Consider the following 18,815-nt stretch of genomic DNA (forward strand, 5'->3'; position numbering starts at 1 on the left):
ACTCGACACACTTCCCCCACCCCAAACCGCAGCGACACCCTCGTCAAACATTCGGAAACTTATCGTTTCTCACCCTTACGCAAATGGAACGCAAACACACCTCGGGGCTACCATGGGGGCGTGCGCATTTTCGATCTCCTTCCCCTTGGGCTGACGGACTACACAGAAGTAGACCAGCTTCAGCGCAAGCTCCACGCCGACGTCCTCAACGGCGGCGAAGACGCCCTCATCCTCGGTGAATTCACCCCCACCTACACGGCCGGACGACACACCAAAGACCACCACATTCCCGACTCCACCCTGCCCGTCATCCCCGTTGACCGCGCAGGCTCAGTCACCTGGCACGGCCCCGGCCAGCTCGTGTGCTACCCCGTGGTCAAACTCGCGGGTGACCCCGTTGATACTGTGGCCTGGATTCGAGCTGTCGAAAATGGCGTCCTCACCACCCTTCAGAAGGAATGGAACCTGGACGTGTGCCGCATTGACGGTCGCGCAGGCGTGTGGCTTCGCACACCCGGCACCCCCGACCGCAAGATCTGCGCCATCGGCCTGAAAGTCGCCCGAGGTGCGACTTTGCACGGCATCGCCCTGAATATCCACATTGATTTTGGCTCCGCCTTCACCGGCATCATTCCCTGCGGCCTCGATGATGCTGATGTAGCGTCACTATCAACAGAAGGCATCACCACCAGCGTGCGCGCCGCAGCCGATGCCCTGGTAGGCCACATGATCACGTCCATCACCCCATGCCTGGCCCGCCCCATTGAGAGCGTGCACACCGTGGATTCCGACACGCTACATCACTTCTTTGGAGGGAACGAATGAGCACCCTGCCCGATCCCGAGGGACGCAAGCTCTTGCGCGTGGAGGTGCGCAACTCTCAAACCCCCATCGAAGACAAACCCAAGTGGATTAAGACCACCGCGCGCGTCAACCAAAACTACTCGGACATGCGCGAACTCTCCCGCTCGCGCAGCCTCCACACCGTGTGCGCCGAAGCGGGCTGCCCCAATATCTACGAATGCTGGGAGGACCGCGAAGCGACCTTCCTCCTCGGCGGGGCACTATGTACACGCCGCTGCGATTTTTGCGATATTGCTACCGGTAAGCCCACCGAATACGACAAGGATGAGCCTCGTCGTATTGCCGAGTCCGTTGCCGAACTGGGCCTGCGCTACGCGACGATCACCGGCGTGGCCCGCGATGACCTGCCTGATGGCGCCTCGTGGTTGTATGCCGAAACCTGCCGTCTGATCCACGAACTCAGCCCCGGCACCGGCGTTGAACTGCTGGTCGATGACTTCCGCGGTGGCCCCGACGCCATTGACCAGGTTGTTGCCGCCCGCCCCGAGGTCTTCGCCCACAATCTGGAAACCGTGCCGCGCATCTTTTCCAAGATCCGCCCCGCCTTCCGTTACGAGCGCTCCTTGGCCATGATCCAACGCGCTCACGATGGCGGCATGGTCACCAAGTCCAACCTGATCCTGGGCATGGGTGAAACCCGTGAAGAGATCGAGACGACCATGCAAGACCTGCATGATTCAGGCTGCGATCTGCTCACCCTTACCCAGTACCTGCGCCCCTCTCCACTGCATCACCCGGTGGATCGCTGGGTGCACCCCCAGGAGTTCGTTGAGCTGTCCAAGCTTGCTGAGGAAATGGGCTTTGCTGGCGTGATGGCTGGGCCGCTGGTGCGTTCTTCCTACCGCGCGGGCACGCTGTGGGCCAAGGGTATGCGTGCGCGCGGCTTTGAGATCCCCGAGCACCTGGCTCATCTTGGATCCTCAGGCTCGACCCTGCAGGAGGCTGGTTCGGTGCTGGAGCGCCTGTTGCAGCGCGAGGCAGCCGGACAGTGAGCCCAACACCGGACCTCTCCCCCGCCCGAGTTCTTTTACGTGCTGCTGCCCAGCATCCGCGCCGCCCTTCGCTGATTTGGGCTGAGAGTGGCCTGACCTGGGATGTGGCAACCAGCGCGGAGCGCGTGCGACAGGCCGCCGCAGCCTTGGCTGCGCGCGGGGTCGGCGTTGGTGAGCGCGTGGTCGTGTGCGGCCCCAATTCGCCATGGCATTTCGTCGTTCACGTGGCGGGTTCGTGGAACCACAGTGTGACGGTGCCGCTCTCGCCGCGCCTGCCCGCCGGGCAATTGCTGGAGTTACTGGAGGATTGTGCGCCTGCGCTGGTCATTACGACTGACGAGGTTCGTGCGCTGCTGTCCTCTGCGCAGCGGCCGCCCGTTGATCCTCTGGTGGAGCATGCTGCTGCACCTGCGGCGCAGACCTCGCGTGCCTGGGGTGGAATGTCCCTGCCCTGCCCGGTTCTGACCTTCGATGAATTCGCTGACGAGGTCGCCGCCGCCACGCCTGTGGAGGGGTTGCCGCCGGCGTGCTCGGAGGAGTTAGCTGCCGTTGTCTACACCTCCGGCTCGTCTGGGACTCCGCGCGGCGTGGAGTTGACGCATGCGAATCTGTGGTGGGGGTCGGCCTCCTTCCGTGATGGTTTCGAGTATTGCCCGGGGACGGACGTGGTGGCTGTGTGCGCGCCGCTGTCGCATATCGGCGGCTTTAACGGCACGACGCTGGATGCTTTTAGCCACGGCGGCACGCTGGTGGTCTTCCCGGGTTTTGATCCTGAGCTGGTGTTGCGTTCTATTGAGCGTTATCGCATTAGCCAGATGTTCCTGGTGCCGATTATGTGCCACCTGCTTGTGGAGGCTCAGGCGCGCGTGGATGCGGATTTGTCCTCTTATCGCAATCCGTTGATTGGCGGGGATGCGATGAGTGCCGACCTGGAGGCGAAGCTGCGCGGGATTGGCCTGGCGCCGATCCACGTGTGGGGTATGACGGAGACGGCTGGGGCTGGCACGATGTTGGCTGCCGATGTTTTTGCTGAGCATCCGGGGGCGATTGGGCGGCCTTTCCCCTATCTGGATTTGCGTCTGGTGGATGCTGATGGCCGCGAGATCATTACGCCGGATGTCATTGGCGAGATTGAGGTCAGTGGTCCTGGCGTGAGTGATGCCTACTATCGTCGCCCTGGTGATACGGAAGCATCGCGCGATGGAGACTGGCTGCGTACCGGCGACTTGGGGACCTTGGATGCGCAGGGTTTTGTTCATATTGTTGGGCGTGCGTCGCGCATGATTCACACCGCTGCTGAGATGGTGCCGCCGCGCCGCGTGGAGGAGGCTCTGCGGCGTTTGAACAGCGTTGCTGACGCTCTGGTGGTGGGCGTGGATGATGAGCGTTGGGGCCAGATTGTGGGGGCGCTGTTGGTGCCTGCGGTTGGCGCTGCTGCGCTGACTGATGGTGCTGCGCTGCCTGGCGCTGCTGCCGAGCATCCTGCTGCACTGCCGAATGCGCGGGCCTTGCGCGAGGCTCTGGCGGGTGAATTGGCTCCCTGGGAGCAGGTTCGCTGTGTACGCTGGGTGGACGCGCTGCCTGTCACCTCGACGGGCAAACCTGACCCGACTCGGGCGCGCGAGCTACTGCAGGACTGACGTTAGGAGTAGGTATGAAACTGCGGACACGCAACTACCTACCTGACGAGCTCATTACCCACTGGCAGATCCCCCTGTTTTGGTGGGAGAACCACACGACTTCTGACCTGGTGTACGAGGTGCGCTTTCATGTCGCCGACTCGGCGGCGTTGAATGCCGCGTGGAGGTTGCTCAGCGAGCGCTACACCGCCCACGATGGCGAGTTGTGGATTGGCGGCGCGGCTTTGCGCCGGGTGGATCCTGAGCATGTTGACGCCAGCAGCGGCGGCGAGGACGCCCTCGATTCGCTGGAGTGGGTCATTAACGACGATTTCTTCGGGGCGTTGCGCGAGGTCGCCGACGCCGCTGCGACCAGTATGGAGGAGGCCCGCGTTGGAGCGAGGGTTGTTCATGAACTCCGGATTCCCCTTGTCTCGGGCGTCTGACGAGGGCGAGGCGCTGCGGCTGGGGATTTATCGCTTGCGTCCTGTGCCGGAGGTTGTTCGCCAGATTGTCGAGGGCGACCTGCCCGCGCTGCAGTCTGCGGTTGCCGCCGATAGCGAGGCGTTGGCGCCTGTTCGGACGACGGATGGCACGGACCTGAGTCTGCTGCAGGTGGCGGTCATCCTGGATCAGCCTGACGTCTGCCGGTGGCTGCGTGAACAGGATGTTTCCGGAGTTGATGGCGTTGCGTCGCTAGAGTTGGCGGTGCGTTATGCCGGTCATGAGGTCATTGAGTTATTCCGCGATCAGGTTGAGGCGTTGAGTGCTGAGCAGAAGAAGGATTTGTATTCCGCTGTTGGATTTGAGGGGCGCTTTGAGAATATCGCTGTGTTGGAGGATATTGGGCTCTTCCCAAATGAGGGTGTGGGTGGGTGTGAGCTAGTGCGGGGGTGTTGGTGTGTGGATAGGCGTTGAGGTCTTCCGATGATGGGAGTTAACACAGCCTCCAACGGGAAGACCTCAACATGTCCAACGCTACCTTCATTGAGCCTGATTTGACTACTTTTGCTGGTTTGGACGGCCTTGGGCTCATTGTTACCGGCCAGTGTATTGAGCCTGAGCGAGCAGTGCTCGAATGCCGCGTGGTAGAGCCGGATAACTGGTGCAGGAGGTGTGGCTGCCAAGGACTAGTACGCGACAGTGTGACGCGAAGGCTTGTGCATGTGCCTTTTGGGTGGCGTCCTACCAGTTTGTTGGTACGGCTGCGTAGGTACCGCTGTCGGGAGTGTGGGCATGTGTGGCGACAGAATATGGAGTCAGCAGCAGCCCCCAAAGCACTCCTGTCCAGACGGGCGGCGCGATGGGCGTTGGAAGCGGTTGTGTGCAAGCACTTGAGCATAGCTAGCCTCGCCCAGGGGCTAGGGGTGGCTTGGGATACCGCTAACGACGCTGTAGTGGCTGAGGGCCTGGAGGTCTTGATCAATAACCCGGCCCGGTTTGACGGTGTGAGAGTTATTGGCGTGGATGAGCATGTCTGGCGTCATACACGCAAAGGAGACAAGTACGTTACTGTCATCATCGATTTGACCCCGGTCAGGGACGGTACTGGCCCGGCCCGGCTGCTGGACATGATCCAGGGGCGTTCCAAACAAGCTTTCAAGAATTGGCTAAGCGAACGCGATCAAGCCTGGCGTCGGGGCGTTGAAGTGGTGGCCATGGACGGTTTCACCGGGTTCAAAACTGCCGCGAGTGAGGAATTACCCCAGGCCAGGGCCGTGCTAGATCCCTTCCATGTCGTCAAACTAGCAGGAGATGCGCTTGACCAGTGTCGGCGGCGTGTTCAACAAGAACTCCACGCACGCCGTGGGCGATCAACTGATCCCTTGTATAAGGCCCGCCGCACCCTACACACCGGCATCGACCTGCTCACCCCTGTCCAGCACAAGCGTCTAGAGACGCTGTTTGCCAACGATGACCATGCCCAAGTTGAGGTGACCTGGGGTGTGTACCAAAAAATGGTGGCCGCCTACCGCCATCCCGACAGGGCCAAAGGCAAGCAACTCATGCAAGACCTCATCACCGCGATCTGCAAAGACGTGCCCGAGGTCCTTAAAGAAATCAAAACCCTGGGACGAACACTAAAGAAACGCGCCACTGACATCCTGGCCTACTTCGACCACCCCAAGACCAGTAACAGTCCCACCGAAGCCATCAACGGTCGCCTCGAACACCTATGCGGCACCGCTCTGGGCTTTCGCAACCTGACCAACTACATCATCCGCAGCCTACTAGAAACAGGCGGCTTCAAACCCCACCTACACCCTTAAATCGGAAGAGCCGGATAACCGCGAAGTACTGGCAACACTGCTGGAGCGCGGCGTCGACGTGAATTATCACGAGCCCGACATGGTCGAACCCTATGCGCCGACGGCTGTGTTGAGTGCTACACGTCATGGGCAGCCGGAGGTTGTGCACTTCTTGGTCGAGCATGGGGCTGATGTGACGATTGCAGATCGCACAGGCGAGCGGCCATACACTGCGGCTTTGAAGGTGAAGGATGTGGAGTTGGCGGAGTACCTGCGATCCCTGGAGCCGGAGGAGTGGCATAACCAGGCCGAGAAGGAACGCGAGCTGAAGGCCTTTAAACTCCCTCAGGAGCTTGTGGAGATGGTGAGATCTGAAGATCGGCGTCTGTCTTTCCCAGAGGAAGAGACAGTCACCTGGATTGAGTTCCTGGATTTCTTGAATCTGCGGCCCCTGACGATCCGCCGGAAGAAGTACCTCCTGCTGTGTGACAGCTTCGAACACTACGACGACATGTACCAGGTACTCTGGCATGGGAAAACGCGGCAGCTTTTCATCTGGGATACCGAGCACCATGAACTGCACGAGCTAGGCACCTGGGAGGAGTTCTTAGCCAATCCAGGTAAGGCCGTGAATTCGATTTTCTAGGCGCTGACTGTTTCTTTTAGGCTCTGTCTACTTCCAGCCCAGCGCTTCTGATCCACTCAGTTGTTATCCGTCGATTTTTCGTCGGCGGCACCAGTTTCCCCAGGAGTGTTGTCAGCAACGGGACCGGCATTGTCATTCTCTTCAGCATTGTCAACACCGAATTCATTTCTTGGTTCTGAAGAAGTCGCACCTTCACCTTGGACGTCTTGTTGTTCTTCAGCGTTCTCACGTCGAAGCCATTCCTGCTGTATCGGAGTTAATAAGCTGCCACGGCCGTACCGCGTGCCTTCAAAATTCACACCACAACCAAACGTAACCCCAGCAAAGAAGGCATTCTCGCCAAACGATGCCCGGCTAAAGTCCACCCAATCACCAAAAGACGCCCCTCTAAAGAACGCCCAATCAGCAAAGGATGCCTTATTAAAGTCCACCCCGCCACCGAACGACACCTCGTTAAATTGTGCCCAATCACCAAAGGATACGCTGCTAAAGCCCGCCTCTCCAGCAAACGATGCCTCACTAAAGAACGCCCTAATGCCAAACCGCGCCTCGCTGAAGGACACACCGGCACCAAACGCCACCTCATCAAAACGCGTCCAATCACCAAAAGACACCCTGCTAAAGTCCACCCAATCACCAAAAGACGCCCCTCTAAAGACCGCCCAATCACCAAAAGACGCCCCGCTAAAGTCTGCCCCACCACCGAACGACGCCTCACTGAAGACGGCCACGCCATCAAACAATGCCCCATTAAAAGACGCCGCACCACTAAACGATGCCCCACCAAATATCGCCCCCACACTAAATGACGCCCGGGTGAAGACGGCATTTCCCAAGAATTGGATACTCTCCGCTTGGATTACTCCCTTCCAGATCGTTTCTGTGAAAGGCACGTGCTCATGTATCACAGCACCGTGAATATCAAAGTTGCACTCACTCCAACTTTTCGCGGAATCAGCATCCTTGCGCACATGGGATGCAATGACGCTGAGGACCGTTGACTCTACTGCCGCGTCACGGAAACGGATAGGCGAGGAAGTATCTGACTGCTGTACGCCGCCGTCGGAACGATCTGTACGCAGATAACCGCACAGAATGTCGACGACGCGTTGCTTGTACGACCCTTGGAAAGTGTCGGCAATATCAGCCAAGGCATACACTCCGGCAATACGCACTTGTGGAGAGTCCGAACCTAGTTGGGTCACTGCTTCTAGGAGTCGATGGTCTGCCTTTGAGGATTCAGCGTCGGAACGCTCACGATACTTGATGACGAGGTAGCCCACTGCGCCAACGCCACCGACAATCGCCAGAATGGTCTGGACAAACTTCAGTGGATCCGCTCCTTTTTCGCCAACGAATAGGCCAGCTCCGGGAGTCTGCGGATCATTGATGAAAAACCACCAGATAAGCAGTCCGACGGTAATGAACAACGCAAAGGCGATAGCTACCCACGTAGCAATCACCCACAGCAGGGGCCACGTTCGCCAGAATGACGCCTGTCTTGACTGCTTTTTCTGCTCTCTGGGCTTATCAGCATTCAGTTGATGAGAAACCCATGTTCCGCTGTCATGCCCCTGCGATACATTCATGTGACAATTTTGCCTGACCGATTCCGCCCTCGCATAGCTGCCGTTTGCTAACTCCGAGGGATTCCTTGAGCTGTCTCAGGCACTCCTCAAGCGACTCCAAGTGTGCCCCGCTCCTCACCGCTACCCCCTGCTCCCTCAGGCACAAAATAGATAAAATGGGTATGTTCTAATTCAGGAGGAATCATGTCTACCCCGCGCATCGTGGTCATTGGCTCAGGCTTTGGCGGCCTCTTTGCCACCCGTAAGCTCCGCAAGGCCAATGTGGATGTCACGCTGATCGCAAAGACCAGCCACCACCTTTTCCAGCCCCTGCTCTACCAGGTGGCCACCGGCATCCTCTCCGCCGGCGAGATCGCCCCCTCCACCCGCGAAATCCTACGCAAGCAGAAGAACGTCCAGGTAATCCTGGGCCTGGTTGTCGACATTGATACCGAAAACCGCATCGTCCACTGGCGTAACCACAACCGCCCCGAGCAAACCCCATACGACATTCTCATCGTCGCCGCGGGTGCCGGACAGTCCTACTTCGGCAACGACCACTTCGCAGTCTTTGCCCCCGGCATGAAGAGCATTGACGATGCCCTGGAGCTACGTGCCCGCATCTTTGGCGCGTTCGAACTGGCCGAACTGGAAACCGATCCGGGAGAGATCGAAAAACTCCTGACCTTCGTCGTCGTTGGCGCTGGCCCCACGGGTGTGGAGATGGCAGGTCAGATCCGAGAGCTCGCCTCCCATACTCTGCACGGAGAGTTCCGCAATTTCGATCCTGCAAAGGCTCGTGTCATCCTCGTGGACGGTGCGGATCGCCCGCTGCCCGTCTTTGGTGAAAAGCTGGGCGATGCCACGCGCGATGCCCTCGAAAAACTGGGGGTCGAGGTTCGCCCGCGCTCAATCGTTACCAATGTTGACGGCGATTCGGTGACCATTAAGTCCCTCGATTCTGGCGAGGAAACCCGCATTGACACCGTGTGTAAGGTGTGGGCTGCCGGCGTGCAGGGCTCCGAACTGGGCAAGGTCCTATCCGAACGCACCGGCGTTGAACTTGACCGCGCTGGCCGCGTGGTCGTCGCCCCCGACTTGACCGTCCCCGGCCACCCCGAGATCTTCGTCATTGGTGACCTCATGTCGGTGCCCGGCGTTCCCGGCGTCGCCCAGGGCGCTATCCAGGCCGCAGATTTTGTGGCCGACCAGATCGTTGCCCGCATCAACGGCCGTGCACCCAAGGCCACCACATTTGCATACAAGGACAAGGGCTCCATGGCCACCATCGCCCGCTTCAAGGCCGTGGTGAGCATGGGCAAATTCAAGCTCACGGGATTCCCAGCCTGGGTCGCCTGGTGTTTCTTGCACCTGCTCTACATCGTGGGCTTCAAGGCGCAGGTCGGCACCCTGCTGCACTGGTTCATCAGCTTCGTGTCCAACGCGCGTTCAGAGCGCACCACCACCAACCAGCAGATGGTTGGTCGCCTGGCCCTCGAGCAGCTTGGCACGGGATCCTCGGGTCGCCTGGTTGCGGGTGAGGAAGTGATCAACGCATCCGAGGACGAGGAAGCCGCTTCCGAGGCTGATGAGGAAACTCGCGACCGCGAAGCGGAATAACCCTGTCGAATTCCTCGACGTGAGGAAATGCCGGGCTCGCAACGTCACGAAGGAAATGATGTGGCAATGCGGGCCCGGCTTTTCTATGAGTTCCCTCTGAGTTATCCACAGATTTTCCATTTCACATCAAAGAAACGCTTGAACGTTGTAGCGTGGCAGCATGACTAGGTTTCACGCTTCACGAAAAACTGCAGCGTTCTGCGCACTCATCATGATTAGCTCTACAGCCTTCATCGGTGGCTGCGCCCAAGATGACCGGCCTATATCGGAAATCCCCTTCTTCAAGCCAGAACAATCCGGAAGCAGCGCACAATCAGAAGACGCCGCATCGACTGACACGGTTATGTCTGGTCACTACAAAGTGAGCCCTGAAGGCAAGCTCCTCCGACCGGAAAGTATCTACGAGCTCACCCCTCCTGAGCTCCCGGAAGTGGCTATGGTGTACGACCAAAACGGAGCTGAAGCTTTCGCGGAATACTTTGTTGACGTCATCGATTACACGTGGATGAGCGGAGATTCCAGCCTTTTACGTTCGATAAGTGCTGAGTCGTGCACGTGGTGCGCCTACGTGGCTGATGAGACAGACAAACTCACTGCGGCAGGAGGGTGGGGAGAACATGTGAACAATCGGGTCCTCAGCATCGAACCAGCCTTCGAAGCCCCCAGTCATCCAGGGCTATGGGACACGGTCTTGCATATCGAGAGTGATAGGCACAACCATTACGACGGTACAACATTGAAGAAATATCCGGGTGAGAAAACTCAATTCCACATCCAGATGCGCCAGTTCGACGGAATGTGGAAGATCACAGCCGCCGCTGGGGAAGCGGAGGAAAAGGAGTGAAATTGATGACGCTGTCCATCACTTTGTCTTTAGCCACATGCTTATTCGCTCCGATTCTGCTTGCGGATGTTCCGCTACTCTTCCCTCTTGATAACGATAACTCCAGCAACGAATCAGGATTTTCTCTCCAAGGCTCTACCAGAAACAGTGGCACTCACGGCTTCGTTGATGTCGCCTTGAGAAGAGAGGAACTCCGCGATGGAGCTTACTCTGCCCCTGATCTTGTTCCCGGTGAAGTTCAGGCCGAGCTTGGCCGACGCGCACTGCCCAAGAACGTCAATGTAGGCTGTAGCGGCCAGATCCAAGGCGGCCTATGGGGCGGTGGCGACATCTGCCCCATTAACTTCCCCGACGAATCACCACCAGAAGAAATCCCACCCATCGACCTTCTCTACCACGCCCTGTCACAAGCAAGAATCGAAGGCGCAGGACTACAAGTCCAACCCCACCTGCGCGCCTACGTTGGCGTCCCCACTCTGGTTCATGCCACCCAACCCACCCGCTCGGAGACACTCCACATCCTGGGCTACGACGTCACTGTAAACTTCTCCGCCAGTTCCTACAAGTACGACTTCGGCGATGGTTACCCGCCTCTGGTCACGACAGATCCATCGGGCCCCTATCCGATCACGACCCTACGCCACGTCTACCAGGAACCATTCCCCTCGCAAACAGTTACCTTAGAGACTACGTGGACGGCCACCATTACTCACCCCGTCACCGGCGAGGTCCTTTCTGTCCCAGGCGTGATGATTACCCGCGAGCGCTCGGCTCCTTTCGAGGTCCGCAAGGCGAAGGGTTATCTGACGGACACTGCTGAAGAGCTCCGAGGGCGATAACGGCTCGAGGGGAAGCTGCGGCGCCCTCGTCCTATGGGCTGTTTTCCACGGGCACCGGATACACCGTGCCTGTCAGGCGGTGGTACACGATTCCCATCACAAGTACGATGGCGATGCCTACGCACATAGGCCATAGCAGGTAGCTCCATGGTGTGGCTGCGCTCATGACGACCAGTGGGTTTGCTCCTGCTGGTGGGTGGGTGACGCGCAGGAGGGCCATGAGGATGATTGACACGGCGAGGGTCATGCCAATGGTCCACCAACGTATCGGCAGGAAATGCCCGGCGACGAGGCCGCAGATGGTGGTGACGATGTGTCCGCCCGCGACGTTGATGGGTTGGGAGACAGTTGATTCTGGCAGGGTGAATACGAGCACGCAGGAGGAGCCGAAAGCGGTGGCCAGCAGCGGGTAGTGGGAGCTGGTGTCCAGCAGGGCGATGAGGGCGATGGTCAGGGCCGCGCCAAGGCTTCCGATGATGACGCGGGAGATGGGCGCGTGGTCTTCGGTGCGGATGATGAGGTTGCGCAGCGTTGCGGAGGAGACGATTCTCCCAGTCGGCCAGCGGTTGTTTTCTGCTTCTTTCATGTGCCCTCTTCCCCGTGGCGGGACACGAGCACCGATAGGACGATCAGGGCGAGGGAGAGGACCCATAGGCTGATCTCTCCCCAGCCATCCAGGCCTTTCCACAAGGGGTTATCACCGAAGGCCCAGTCTACGGGGGAAAGGTCGGCGATCCAGTGCCAGTCGGGGTTAAGGCGCGCGATTGCGTCCACAATGTAGCTTGATACGGCGATGAGCACTCCTGCAGCGCGGGCCCACACTTTGTTGCCGACGTAGGCGCCGACGAGGATGACGCTTGCTGCGACGAGGGCGCCCAGGCCCAGCCAGACGATGGTGGTTTGGCGGAGTAGGCGGACTTTCAACTCAATCTCAAGGGGTTTATTGAGCCAGCGTATGGCGAGGTAGGTGGCGAGGGCGATGATGCTTAGGCGCGTGAGGACGGCGGCGCTGACCTCGAGGCAGTAGCGGGCAGGGCCTATGCCGCGTGTTGGAACAGCGTGGAGGGAGATGTTGTCTTCCGTTCCGACGGTTGCGGCGCTCCCCCATTGGATGGCGGCGGACACGATCACGAGGTAGCCGACGAGGGCGAAGATGAGTGCCTGCGTGTAGCCGGGGCCGGTGTGGATCTGATCGAATCGTAGGGTTCCGTAGAGGAGGCGCGGCAGTCGGTTGATGGCGGCGAGCCAGGAGGGGGAGGTGAGGGTCGGGTAGAGGGGCAGGATGACCATCACTGAGGTGAGCATGAGTGCGCTCCAGAAGAGGAGGGAGCGCCATGAGGCTGCCATATTTGCGCGATAGACAGGGAGTGCGTGTCCGCGTAGGCGCGTGTGGGTTTGGGTGGCCGGAGTGGTGTTCACTGGTGGCTTCCTGGGGTAGCTCAAGGTGATGGGGTGCCGTTGTCAGTGTAGACCCGCCGCAGGCTCCTATTGAACGTTGTACCTGCGTTTGGTGGGATTTTCTGGCGAGGTGGCAGACTTGCACCTGACGTAGCGTCATGGTTGAAGGTGGTATTTATGAGCGATATGGAGCATTCTGGCGAATACACCATTGGCGAGGTCGCCCGCCTGTACGGGATTACGGTGCGCACCCTGCATCATTGGGATGCGATTGGTTTGGCCTGTCCTTCAGAACGAACTTGGGCGGGGCACAGGATCTACACCGATGCTGACGTTGAGCGCGTTCAAAATGCCCTGGTGTATCGCGAGACCGGCATGAGCTTGGAGGTGATCCGTCAGGTGTTGGATTCGCCGGGGGATGCTCTCTCGCATGTGCGCGCACAGCTGGAACTCTTGCGTGAAAAGGCAACGCATCTGCATTCGCTCATGGATTCTGTTGAGACACTCTTAGAGGAGATGACGATGAATGAGACCCCTTTGACCACTGAGGAAAAGGCTGCGCTTTTCGGCGAGGATTGGTCGCCCGAGTACGAGGCTGAAGCCCAGGAGCGTTGGGGTGACACCCCTGATTGGGCGGAGAGCCAGCGTCGCCAGGCGGGCATGTCGGCTGCGGATTGGAGGCGGGCGAAGAAGGAATTGGCGGAGTTGGAGTCTCGCCTGGCGGATGCGATGGGGCGCGGTGTGGCGCCAGGGTCTGACGAGGCCAACGCCTTGGCTGAGGCGCACCGTCAGGACCTGTCGCGCTGGTTTGACGTCAGCGTGTCCAAGCAGGTGTTGATTGCACGTGGGTACACGGCGGATCCACGTTTTGAGGCTCATTACGAGAAGCTGGCTCCTGGTTTGGCCGCATGGCTGGTGGAGATCATTCATGCCAATGCTCGCGCGCAGGGCATTGATCCGGCCGCTGCCGAGTGGGAGTGACCATTTCTGGCTGGGGATGGTACCGTCCGAGTTTGCACCTTGTGGCGCTGTGAGTCGCCGGTTGGAACTCTGGGGTGCGCGGTTGACCCCGAGCACCCCAGAGTTTGTCCGTTGAAAGCTCGAAGCGTTCAGGCTCCAAGCGTCTGTGTTTCTTACAGGCTCACGTAGGCTTCAAGCGCGGTAATGAGGTCTCCGATACGATTCTCATCCCAGCGCACATGAGGATCCGGTTCGACGTAGGCCAGGATTGATGCAGCGAGCATGTAGATCGTCGGCGTCCACTCCCTTAGCTCGGTGCTACCGAAAGCTCGCATGATCCGCGGAACTTCAACCTGGCGCAGCGTGGCCTCATCGCGAAGGGCACCAAGGAAGAGTGCTCCTTGGGCCCTGCTCATGAGATCGAATCCTTCTGGGCCAACAAGCGGAGGAATGAGACGATATCCGATGAGTGCGCTCATTTGAGCGTAGAGGCGTGCTCTACGCTCGTTGAATCCGTTGAGGGTCGCTGCGAGTGAAGAAGCGACGCGTTCGCGAAGCTCAGTGTCTGCTATACCTGTGTGACTGGCGAGCAGGGCGTGAAAGGTCTTCCACTGTAGCGAGGTACTAATATGGCCGTAGTCAGCCTGGAGTGAGACTCTGAGGAGTTCAATAACGAGGTTTCTGTGATCCTGAGCTGTTGCCATTGAGTCCGCGCGCTCGCGGATGATGGGAATGAGTTGGAGGAGCACGACGTCGTCACTGCCAACAAGTATGGTGCCTTTGGCCAGTTCAACGAGGACGTCCCCGTAGAAAAGATCGCGTGTTGGCCAGCGCCGGTAGGCCGATGTTCGGGAAACTCCGGCGCGGCGCACTACCTCGTCGAAAACGAGGCCGTTGAGGCTGAACTGAACACCCGTTTCTTGGGTGATTTCGAGGGCGGCGTCAAGCATGCGCCGCTCTGTTTCGCGGTCGTTGATTCGTTGTCGGGGCATGCGTCCAGGGTAGCAAGATCACCCCGTAATGACACTCTTAGTCCTATATATGGTACTATTAGTACCAATGGGACGAAGATGGGAGAAAGCGATGCAGACACTCATTGTTGTTGAGTCATGGTTTGGCAACACACGCCAGATCGCAGACAGCATGAACGAAGCGTTGTCCACACTCGGCCACCATGTTGACCAGTGTTCTGCGACAGAGGCACCTGACCAGATTCCTCCGGAGATCGACCTATTGATCATCGGAACCCCGACCCACAGCCGCGGCCTATCGCGCACCAACACTCGTCGCCAGGCCGGTGCCAGTGATGCTGAGCGAGGTGTGCGCGAATGGCTGAGCTCGCTCACCTTCTCGGAGCACCTCCACATCGCTTTCTTCACAACGGTCACCAGTACAAGCTGGTTTGCTGGATCGGCGGCGAAGGAGGGGCGAAAGCTCTTGGCGCGACGCTACCGTCAGAGCGATCTTCCCCTTGAGCACTTCCTCGTCGAAAGCACGAAAGGCCCCCTGCGCGTGGGAGAAAGTGAACGCGCCGCGCAGTGGGCAGCGCGACTTATCTAGAGAACCCTTCCCGCAGAACTTTGCCTCAGGACCTCAAGACCTTATTGAGGGCTTTGCCTCGGGCGAGCTCGTCAACGAGTTTGTCGAGGTAGCGGATCTTTTGCATGAGAGGGTCCTCAAGGTTCTCAACCCGCACACCACACACTACCCCGGTGATGAGCGAGGCATGGGGGTTGAGGCGGGCCGCCTGGAAGAAGTCCGCGAAGGTTGTTTCTTTCGCGAGGTAATCGCGGACTTCGTCCTCGGTGAATCCGGTCAGCCAGGTGATGACCGCCATGAGTTCCTCTTCGCTGCGGCCTTTCTTAGTGACCTTGGCGAGATAGTGGGGGTAAACCGAGGCGACACTCATCGAAAACACCTTGTGCATAGTAACAGCCCTCACTCAGTCGTTGTCGACGACCTCGACGAATTGCAAGACATTGCCAGCCGGATCAGCAAGCTCAGCGAACTTCACGACCTCGTAGTCAACGATGTCACCAATATCAAAGCCCTCACCAAGAAGGGAACTATGCAGCTGGGTGAGATCGGCGGTTTCGACAATCACGCTCCCGGCGCAGGGGTGCTCGGCTTCTTCAGCGAGCTGAATCCAATGCCCCGGTGCGACTTCCCATTCGAGGACGCCTTCATCTGGCACGACGCTTGCCTCGCCCAGGAGGGCGACATACCACTCGCGCACAGCGGCGAGGTCGGGCACGTTGAGGACAGGCAGGGTGCTGACGAAGTTACGGATGGGCATAACCGGTATCACTTTCGCGTGGTGTTTGAAGGCAGATGTGTGTTGAGAGTAGCACCCGCATACTGTTCCTGAGAGATCATGCCGCCTCCAGCGTTGGCGAAACGCGCGACAGCCTCGTCAAGTTTCGCAACGCGGCGACGCCAGACGAGGATACCGAGGATGACGGTGATCGCGGTGTAGATCCCACCGTTGATGCTGGGATTGTCTGCGAGGGTTGGTAGGTAGTCGGCGAGGAGTTCGGTCGCGGTGTAGTACGCTCCCATTCCTGCTAGCGGCACAACGAGTAGAAAGTTGACGACGCGGGAAATTCTGCGGTAAGCCTTGTGAAGATTGATAAGCAGGGCGATGTAGATTGCGCAGCAGACCATGGCCACAACAAGTCCCCAGACCAGCTGACCATTGTAGGAGCTTGTGAGGGACTCCCCCAGCCAGCGGGTTCCACCAAGCAAAGCAAGGCCGAAGACGAGCGCCTGGTCGGGCGAGAGGATGATCCACAGCATGAACCGCATATAAAGGATCAAGAGGACAATGCCCAGGAATACGCCCAAGCCAATTAAGAGACTCACTGTTGCTCCCTGCGTCGTTTCCTATGATGTGCGTGGCGCGCACCAATGCACTTCACACCTTCGAGCGGCCCCTCCCCCTTGAGGAAGTCGCACTCGCATCAGCACAAAGATGTGTTGATAGATTCAGCCTAGAACATGCGTCGTTGTCCGGTGGGGACTTGTTCGTCCATTCTCTTCTCTTCCCTACCTCGGAGCAGAAAAGTACGCTGCAAGAGCGAAAACACCTCACAGCTGTCAAAATATTGGACAATGGCACTGAAACTCTCGCAGTAAGGACGACGAATGAATCAATTCCCGGAAACCACCCCCGGATGGTTTCAACGAACTCTCGGCATCATTTTGCTGTCGGCGCCTTTGCTTGGCCCCGTTTTCCTTGCACTTGTCTATATCTATGCAGCGACGGAATCGAATACTCAAATGACTGGCGCTGCGGGATTCGTGTTCCTCATGTACTGGATCTTCGGAGCCTTCGTCCTCTACCCGCTTGCAATGCTCGGCAGCCTATTGGCGCTGCGCAGAGGCCTGCGCGCTTTCTTCATTCTTGCCTTTGCCGTGTGCACCGTATTGGTTCCAAGCTCGCTTTTCCTCGCCGAAAACGAAGGCCTTTTCCTTGCAGTGACCGTCTTGACAGCGCCACTGTGTCTGGTAGCGATATATAAAGCTTTCACGTGTTATCCCAAGGCGTCCGCCGCAGAGAGTGTTTCTGATGGCGAAGAACCGTCCACGGCAGAGGCAGAAACGACAGCCTCCTCTTCTATGCAGTGACAAGGCCCCTCGCTACGGCTGCGACGACTATCAGTTATCGCCTGAGCGTTGTGTGTTCGTTGAGTTCCCCATAGGCTGCTTAATGCGGCTGAAAGCTCACCCCGCAGCCCCTAGTCACTAAAGAGGATGCCCCGTGCGCGTTGATTCACCTGCATCACGGCAGCAGATCTTCTTGATTCTCTGTCCTCTAATTGCTGCCGGCCTGCTGTTCTTTATGCCCCTTGGTTGGATGTTCACGATCGCGGCGTTCTGTGCTGGTCTCTTTCTCCTTGTGGCGAACCGCAGGATGAGCGCCCTCATTAAAGGCACGGTGGCCTGCCTGTGGGTCCTGGGGTTGGGCCTGATGATGTATGTCCTGACGGCATTCACGGCACTCGTCGAAGCCGCGATCACGCACTAGCCGATCCAGCATGGACTGGAGGCATTACAGTGGCGGCCATAGCAGCGCCCCTGGCTTTCCTTGCCGCCCTCGTCCTTCTTCTCGTCGCGAGGCCACCGCGGGGTTGACCTGCATCGACACATGTTGGTCAGCGATGAATGCGTCATAGATTCCTCTGATGCCCCAAAGGGGCATACCGAGCACAGAGCACACTCTGGAGCGTCAGTTGATCTCCGAGCCACTCAAAACTGCCGACCTCCGAGAAACAATCCCATACGCAAAAACTCCCCCGGCTTCAGCCGAAGGAGCTCCGTCCAGTATTCACTTTGCCGATGGTTCGTATAAGGATATCGTGGTGGGCCCAGAGGGACTTGAACCCCCGACCTACTGGGTGTAAACCAGTTGCTCTAGCCAACTGAGCTATAGGCCCGTCGCGCTCATGCGCACAGTGAGCAAGCATAGCGGACAATCGGCTGCTCTGGGAAATTGCCGACTCTTTTAGGTCTCTCGCGTAAGTCAGTGCGACCCTGCCCTCTATCATAAAAACTGTCTTAACCGTGCGGGACCATATCAGCTGTCTTCTCAAACAGTATCTCGCTACAAGATGCGCTCTGAGGAGCAAAAGGAGATTACCGTGAACCTACTCCTCCCACATGGGAAGCACCGAACTGGCATCCTTCTGCTCCGCATGCCATTGTTCGGGCTTCTTCTGACATTGGGGCTCTCCGGATTAGTTCTCTTCTTGAGAGAGATCACCCTCCTCGACCTCTGGCTCACCCTCATCTTTGCCGTCGACTTGTGGGCACATTTTGGATGGATACCTCTCCTCCTCGCAGCAGTCGGCGCGTTCCTCACCCTGCGCGAGAGGAACGCATGGCTGTATATCGCATACTTTGTCGCCACAGCCCTCGTCGGAGCTCTCTACCAGCAGGCTCTTACCCTCAGAGTCGACCCGGACCTCATCTGGACGCAACTGCTCCCTCTCTACAGCATATTGAGCATCGCAGCCCTTATCGTCTGCCCCGTCGCCATTACCAACGCCATCAAAGCTCATCAGGCTGAGTCACAGGCTGCTTCACCTTCCACGCCGCCAGTCCCACCCGAGTAAAACACCCAGGCCAGCTGCGAGACTGCGCCCAGCGAACACCTCGTGCTCCCGTTGGCAGGCAGGGCGCCGCGCCTTGGGGCAAACTAAGGCCGCGTTCACCTC

General features: G+C 58.6%; 22 protein-coding genes and 1 tRNA gene. 15 read left to right on the forward strand and 8 right to left on the reverse strand.

The window, feature by feature from the left end:
* The first annotated feature begins 120 nt into the window (after nt 1-120).
* Genes lipB through HWX48_RS06330 form a run of 7 tightly spaced genes read left to right on the forward strand, consistent with a single transcriptional unit; the run spans nt 121 to nt 6,370 of the window.
* Entirely contained in the window at nt 121-825 is a 705-nt protein-coding gene (lipB, locus tag HWX48_RS06300) for a lipoyl(octanoyl) transferase LipB (protein WP_175955746.1), read from the forward strand.
* Complete coding sequence (gene lipA, locus HWX48_RS06305; protein ID WP_175955747.1) at nt 822-1,856, forward strand: lipoyl synthase; 1,035 nt, start codon at nt 822-824, stop codon at nt 1,854-1,856. The genes lipB and lipA overlap by 4 nt, the downstream gene beginning before the upstream one ends.
* Nucleotides 1,853-3,496 carry a class I adenylate-forming enzyme family protein gene (locus HWX48_RS06310; RefSeq protein WP_175955749.1) on the forward strand — a complete coding sequence of 548 codons (1,644 nt, stop codon included), beginning with the start codon at nt 1,853-1,855 and terminating at the stop codon, nt 3,494-3,496. The genes lipA and HWX48_RS06310 overlap by 4 nt, the downstream gene beginning before the upstream one ends.
* A gap of 14 nt (nt 3,497-3,510) precedes the next feature.
* Nucleotides 3,511-3,921, forward strand: a complete 411-nt coding sequence (locus HWX48_RS06315) for an XRE family transcriptional regulator (RefSeq protein WP_175955750.1) — start codon at nt 3,511-3,513, stop codon at nt 3,919-3,921.
* Nucleotides 3,887-4,393 (forward strand): hypothetical protein, encoded by a 507-nt coding sequence (locus tag HWX48_RS06320; protein WP_175955751.1) that lies wholly within the window; start codon nt 3,887-3,889, stop codon nt 4,391-4,393. The genes HWX48_RS06315 and HWX48_RS06320 overlap by 35 nt, the downstream gene beginning before the upstream one ends.
* Before the next feature lie 50 nt (nt 4,394-4,443).
* Nucleotides 4,444-5,745 carry an ISL3 family transposase gene (locus HWX48_RS06325; protein WP_175955752.1) on the forward strand — a complete coding sequence of 434 codons (1,302 nt, stop codon included), beginning with the start codon at nt 4,444-4,446 and terminating at the stop codon, nt 5,743-5,745.
* A 28-nt stretch (nt 5,746-5,773) separates the two neighbouring features.
* A complete protein-coding gene (locus HWX48_RS06330) occupies nt 5,774-6,370 on the forward strand; it encodes an ankyrin repeat domain-containing protein (protein ID WP_368483985.1) in 597 nt (198 codons plus the stop codon).
* Nucleotides 6,371-6,426: 56 nt separating this feature from the next.
* Here the strand turns inward: HWX48_RS06330 and HWX48_RS06335 are convergent, their stop codons facing one another.
* Entirely contained in the window at nt 6,427-7,959 is a 1,533-nt protein-coding gene (locus HWX48_RS06335) for a pentapeptide repeat-containing protein (RefSeq protein WP_175955754.1), read from the reverse strand.
* Between the two features lie 183 nt (nt 7,960-8,142).
* Here HWX48_RS06335 and HWX48_RS06340 point away from each other — a divergent pair, with 183 nt between their 5' ends.
* The 3 genes from HWX48_RS06340 (at nt 8,143) to HWX48_RS06350 (ending at nt 11,241) form a co-directional block, all read left to right on the forward strand.
* A complete protein-coding gene (locus tag HWX48_RS06340; protein ID WP_175955755.1) occupies nt 8,143-9,558 on the forward strand; it encodes an NAD(P)/FAD-dependent oxidoreductase in 1,416 nt (471 codons plus the stop codon).
* A gap of 160 nt (nt 9,559-9,718) precedes the next feature.
* A complete protein-coding gene (locus tag HWX48_RS06345; RefSeq protein ID WP_175955756.1) occupies nt 9,719-10,402 on the forward strand; it encodes a DUF6318 family protein in 684 nt (227 codons plus the stop codon).
* Between the two features lie 5 nt (nt 10,403-10,407).
* Nucleotides 10,408-11,241 carry a hypothetical protein gene (locus tag HWX48_RS06350; RefSeq protein ID WP_175955758.1) on the forward strand — a complete coding sequence of 278 codons (834 nt, stop codon included), beginning with the start codon at nt 10,408-10,410 and terminating at the stop codon, nt 11,239-11,241.
* Nucleotides 11,242-11,272: 31 nt separating this feature from the next.
* On the opposite strand, the gene HWX48_RS06355 is transcribed toward HWX48_RS06350, so the two are convergent.
* Complete coding sequence (locus tag HWX48_RS06355) at nt 11,273-11,827, reverse strand: HPP family protein (protein WP_175955760.1); 555 nt, start codon at nt 11,825-11,827, stop codon at nt 11,273-11,275.
* Complete coding sequence (locus tag HWX48_RS06360; protein ID WP_175955762.1) at nt 11,824-12,660, reverse strand: hypothetical protein; 837 nt, start codon at nt 12,658-12,660, stop codon at nt 11,824-11,826. Before HWX48_RS06360 ends, HWX48_RS06355 begins: the two co-directional genes overlap by 4 nt.
* A gap of 156 nt (nt 12,661-12,816) precedes the next feature.
* Between HWX48_RS06360 and HWX48_RS06365 the strand changes: the two genes are divergently transcribed.
* On the forward strand, nt 12,817-13,620 hold the full coding sequence (locus tag HWX48_RS06365) for a MerR family transcriptional regulator (protein ID WP_254872998.1): 804 nt from the start codon (nt 12,817-12,819) through the stop codon (nt 13,618-13,620).
* A gap of 152 nt (nt 13,621-13,772) precedes the next feature.
* On the opposite strand, the gene HWX48_RS06370 is transcribed toward HWX48_RS06365, so the two are convergent.
* The gene (locus tag HWX48_RS06370) at nt 13,773-14,591 is read right to left on the reverse strand and encodes a TetR/AcrR family transcriptional regulator (protein ID WP_175955764.1); all 819 of its coding nucleotides are present in this window, start codon (nt 14,589-14,591) and stop codon (nt 13,773-13,775) included.
* Between the two features lie 91 nt (nt 14,592-14,682).
* On the opposite strand from HWX48_RS06370, the gene HWX48_RS06375 reads away from it, so the two are divergent.
* Nucleotides 14,683-15,159 carry a flavodoxin family protein gene (locus HWX48_RS06375; protein ID WP_175955766.1) on the forward strand — a complete coding sequence of 159 codons (477 nt, stop codon included), beginning with the start codon at nt 14,683-14,685 and terminating at the stop codon, nt 15,157-15,159.
* A gap of 25 nt (nt 15,160-15,184) precedes the next feature.
* Here the strand turns inward: HWX48_RS06375 and HWX48_RS06380 are convergent, their stop codons facing one another.
* Genes HWX48_RS06380 through HWX48_RS06390 form a run of 3 tightly spaced genes read right to left on the reverse strand, consistent with a single transcriptional unit; the run spans nt 15,185 to nt 16,461 of the window.
* Nucleotides 15,185-15,508, reverse strand: coding sequence for a DUF2200 domain-containing protein (locus tag HWX48_RS06380; RefSeq protein WP_217701603.1), 324 nt, complete (start codon nt 15,506-15,508; stop codon nt 15,185-15,187).
* A gap of 33 nt (nt 15,509-15,541) precedes the next feature.
* The gene (locus tag HWX48_RS06385; protein WP_175955770.1) at nt 15,542-15,895 is read right to left on the reverse strand and encodes a VOC family protein; all 354 of its coding nucleotides are present in this window, start codon (nt 15,893-15,895) and stop codon (nt 15,542-15,544) included.
* Nucleotides 15,896-15,903: 8 nt separating this feature from the next.
* Nucleotides 15,904-16,461: a hypothetical protein gene (locus tag HWX48_RS06390; RefSeq protein ID WP_175955772.1), complete on the reverse strand. Its 558-nt coding sequence runs from the start codon at nt 16,459-16,461 to the stop codon at nt 15,904-15,906.
* A 282-nt stretch (nt 16,462-16,743) separates the two neighbouring features.
* On the opposite strand from HWX48_RS06390, the gene HWX48_RS06395 reads away from it, so the two are divergent.
* Both HWX48_RS06395 and HWX48_RS06400 read left to right on the forward strand, forming a co-directional pair.
* Nucleotides 16,744-17,226 (forward strand): hypothetical protein, encoded by a 483-nt coding sequence (locus HWX48_RS06395; protein ID WP_175955774.1) that lies wholly within the window; start codon nt 16,744-16,746, stop codon nt 17,224-17,226.
* 133 nt (nt 17,227-17,359) lie between these two features.
* Nucleotides 17,360-17,626, forward strand: coding sequence for a hypothetical protein (locus HWX48_RS06400; protein ID WP_175955776.1), 267 nt, complete (start codon nt 17,360-17,362; stop codon nt 17,624-17,626).
* A gap of 332 nt (nt 17,627-17,958) precedes the next feature.
* Here HWX48_RS06400 and HWX48_RS06405 read toward each other — a convergent pair.
* Nucleotides 17,959-18,035: transfer RNA gene (locus HWX48_RS06405), tRNA-Val, on the reverse strand.
* Between the two features lie 204 nt (nt 18,036-18,239).
* Between HWX48_RS06405 and HWX48_RS06410 the strand changes: the two genes are divergently transcribed.
* The gene (locus tag HWX48_RS06410; protein ID WP_175955778.1) at nt 18,240-18,713 is read left to right on the forward strand and encodes a hypothetical protein; all 474 of its coding nucleotides are present in this window, start codon (nt 18,240-18,242) and stop codon (nt 18,711-18,713) included.
* Nucleotides 18,714-18,815 lie beyond the last annotated feature (102 nt).

Source organism: Schaalia sp. Marseille-Q2122 (genome assembly GCF_903645355.1).
Lineage (GTDB): Bacteria > Actinomycetota > Actinomycetes > Actinomycetales > Actinomycetaceae > Pauljensenia.

Excerpts from the sequence above, each read along its gene's own strand:
- lipA (WP_175955747.1), top strand. The coding sequence starts at position 822 with ATGAGCACCCTGCCCGATCCCGAGGGACGCAAGCTCTTGCGCGTGGAG.
- HWX48_RS06315 (WP_175955750.1), top strand. The coding sequence starts at position 3,511 with ATGAAACTGCGGACACGCAACTACCTACCTGACGAGCTCATTACCCAC.
- HWX48_RS06320 (WP_175955751.1), top strand. The coding sequence starts at position 3,887 with ATGAACTCCGGATTCCCCTTGTCTCGGGCGTCTGACGAGGGCGAGGCG.
- HWX48_RS06325 (WP_175955752.1), top strand. The coding sequence starts at position 4,444 with ATGTCCAACGCTACCTTCATTGAGCCTGATTTGACTACTTTTGCTGGT.
- HWX48_RS06335 (WP_175955754.1), bottom strand. The coding sequence starts at position 7,959 with ATGAATGTATCGCAGGGGCATGACAGCGGAACATGGGTTTCTCATCAA.
- HWX48_RS06340 (WP_175955755.1), top strand. The coding sequence starts at position 8,143 with ATGTCTACCCCGCGCATCGTGGTCATTGGCTCAGGCTTTGGCGGCCTC.
- HWX48_RS06345 (WP_175955756.1), top strand. The coding sequence starts at position 9,719 with ATGACTAGGTTTCACGCTTCACGAAAAACTGCAGCGTTCTGCGCACTC.
- HWX48_RS06350 (WP_175955758.1), top strand. The coding sequence starts at position 10,408 with ATGACGCTGTCCATCACTTTGTCTTTAGCCACATGCTTATTCGCTCCG.
- HWX48_RS06355 (WP_175955760.1), bottom strand. The coding sequence starts at position 11,827 with ATGAAAGAAGCAGAAAACAACCGCTGGCCGACTGGGAGAATCGTCTCC.
- HWX48_RS06365 (WP_254872998.1), top strand. The coding sequence starts at position 12,817 with ATGAGCGATATGGAGCATTCTGGCGAATACACCATTGGCGAGGTCGCC.
- HWX48_RS06370 (WP_175955764.1), bottom strand. The coding sequence starts at position 14,591 with ATGCCCCGACAACGAATCAACGACCGCGAAACAGAGCGGCGCATGCTT.
- HWX48_RS06375 (WP_175955766.1), top strand. The coding sequence starts at position 14,683 with ATGCAGACACTCATTGTTGTTGAGTCATGGTTTGGCAACACACGCCAG.
- HWX48_RS06380 (WP_217701603.1), bottom strand. The coding sequence starts at position 15,508 with ATGAGTGTCGCCTCGGTTTACCCCCACTATCTCGCCAAGGTCACTAAG.
- HWX48_RS06385 (WP_175955770.1), bottom strand. The coding sequence starts at position 15,895 with ATGCCCATCCGTAACTTCGTCAGCACCCTGCCTGTCCTCAACGTGCCC.
- HWX48_RS06395 (WP_175955774.1), top strand. The coding sequence starts at position 16,744 with ATGAATCAATTCCCGGAAACCACCCCCGGATGGTTTCAACGAACTCTC.